The organism is Aeromicrobium sp. PFPM2_SD2 (genome assembly GCF_057364525.1).
The window spans coordinates 1-2,077 of the sequence record NZ_JBNFNZ010000426.1 but is presented as its reverse complement, the minus strand read 5'-3'; the positions used below and the strand labels follow the sequence as shown (position 1 = coordinate 2,077).

The window sequence follows — 2,077 nt, the reverse complement described above, 5'->3', positions numbered from 1 at the left end:
TCGACGCCGGTGACGCGCCCCGTCGGGCCCGGTGCGGAAGCCGGTCACGGTCGTCCCGGCGACGAGCTCCACGCCCAGGGCGCGCAACGGCGTCGGCGACCTGGGCCCCGAGGTCGGGGTCGAGCAGGCCGAGCGGCTCGGTGCTGCGCTCGAGCACCGTCACCTCCGAGCCGTGGCGCAGGCACGCCTCGGCCATCTCCAGACCGACGTAGCCGCTGCCGACGACCACGACGCGGCGCGGGTCGCGCTCGAGCTCGGCCAGCACCTTCAGCCCGTCGTCGAGCGTCTGGACGCCGAGGACGCCCTGGGCGTCGATGCCGGGCAGCGGCGGCCGGACGGGCTCGGCCCCGGTGGCGACGAGGAGGTGGTCGAAGCCGAGCGTCGTCTCGACCCCGTGCTCGTCGCGGGCCGTCACGGTGCGGGCGTCCAGGTCGACCGCGACGGCGGTGGTGCGCGTGCGCACGTCCAGGCCGCGCTCGCGGTGCTCGGCGGGGGTGCGGGCGACGAGGTCGTGGTGGTCCTTCACGTCGCCGGCGATCCAGTACGGGATGCCGCACGCGGAGTACGAGGTCCAGTCACCGCGCTCGAGCACGACGACCTCCAGCGCGTCCCCGGCCAGGCGCTTCGCGGTGGACGCCGCCGTCATGCCCGCGGCGTCACCGCCGATCACGAGCAGACGGTCCGTCATGGCTTTGACCCTAGTGGGGCGTCGCGTGCTGGCGGACCCACGCGTGCATGGCGATCGCCGCGGCCGCCCCGGCGTTGATCGACCGCGTGGAGCCGAACTGCGCGATGGCCAGCTGCGTGGCGCAGGCGGCCCGCGCCGCCTCGGTGAGCCCCGGCCCCTCCTGGCCGAGCACGAGGACGCAGGCCCGCGGCAGGTCGGTGGTCTCCAGCGGCACCGACCCCTCGGTGTTGTCGACGCCCAGCAGCGGGAGCCCGGCCTCTGCCGCCCAGGCGACGAGGTCGTCGACGTCGGGGTGGTGCTGGACGTGCAGGTAGCGGTCGGTCACCATCGCGCCGCGCCGGTTCCAGCGGCGCTTGCCGACGACGTGCACGGCCGCGACGTTGAAGGCGTTCGCGGTGCGCACCACCGAGCCGATGTTCAGGTCGTGCTGCCAGTTCTCGATCGCCACGTGCAGCGGGTGGCGGCGGGTGTCGAGGTCGGCGCGGATCGCCTCGACCGTCCAGTAGCGGTAGCCGTCGACGACGTTGCGCCGGTCGCCGTGCTCGAGCAGCTCGGGGTCGTAGCGCGGGTCGTCGGGCCACTCCCCCGGCCACGGCCCGACGCCGACGTCGCTGGGCGCGTCGTACGGGTCCTCGCGCTCCGTGACAGGCCCGCTCGTTCGCTCGCTGCGCTCGCTCACGCCACGCCGTAGGTCCGACGGTAGGCCTCGACGGCGTCGAGGTGCTCGGCGTGCAGACCGGTCTCGCGCAGGTAGGCCACGACGTCGGCCAGGGTGACGATGGGCAGCACCGGGACGCCGAAGTCGCGCTCGACCTCCTGGATGGCCGACAGCTCGCCGGTGCCGCGCTCCTGGCGGTCGACGGCCACGACGATCCCGGCCAGCTCGGCCCCCGCCTCCGCGACGATCGCCGCGACCTCGCGGATCGCGGTGCCCGCGGTGATGACGTCGTCGACCACGAGCACGCGCCCCTCGAGCGGCGCCCCGACGATCGACCCGCCCTCGCCGTGCTGCTTGGCCTCCTTGCGGTTGAAGCACCACGGCACGTCGAGCCCGTGCTGCTCGGCCAGCTGCACCGCGGTCGCGGACGCGATCGGGATGCCCTTGTAGGCCGGGCCCAGCAGCACGTCGTACGCCAGGTCGCTCGCGGCGATGGTCGCGGCGTAGTGCCGGCCCAGGCCGGCGAGGCGCCGGCCGGTGCTGAACAGGCCGGCGTTGAAGAAGTAGGGCGACGTGCGTCCGGACTTGAGCGTGAACTCGCCGAAGCGCAGCACGCCGTGCGAGAGAGCCAGGTCGATGAACGCGCGCTGGTGGTCCTGGAGGCCGGTCACGCGCCCAGCCTAGGGGCGTCCGGCCCCGGCCCCCCGGCGCGGGGCGGGCCGGGGCCCCCG

At 75.0% G+C, this 2,077-nt stretch carries 3 protein-coding genes; all 3 read right to left on the bottom strand.

Going from position 1 to position 2,077, the window contains the following annotated elements; all coding sequences use genetic code 11:
• Positions 1 to 688: NAD(P)/FAD-dependent oxidoreductase (locus AC2W7G_RS14620; RefSeq protein WP_485869081.1), on the bottom strand; the 688-nt coding region annotated here is incomplete at its 3' end.
• A 10-nt stretch (positions 689 to 698) separates the two neighbouring features.
• Positions 699 to 1,367: a TrmH family RNA methyltransferase gene (locus AC2W7G_RS14615; RefSeq protein WP_485869080.1), complete on the bottom strand. Its 669-nt coding sequence runs from the start codon at positions 1,365 to 1,367 to the stop codon at positions 699 to 701.
• The gene (gene pyrE, locus AC2W7G_RS14610) at positions 1,364 to 2,017 is read right to left on the bottom strand and encodes an orotate phosphoribosyltransferase (protein WP_485869079.1); all 654 of its coding nucleotides are present in this window, start codon (positions 2,015 to 2,017) and stop codon (positions 1,364 to 1,366) included. Before pyrE ends, AC2W7G_RS14615 begins: the two co-directional genes overlap by 4 nt.
• Between the last annotated feature and the right edge of the window lie 60 nt (positions 2,018 to 2,077).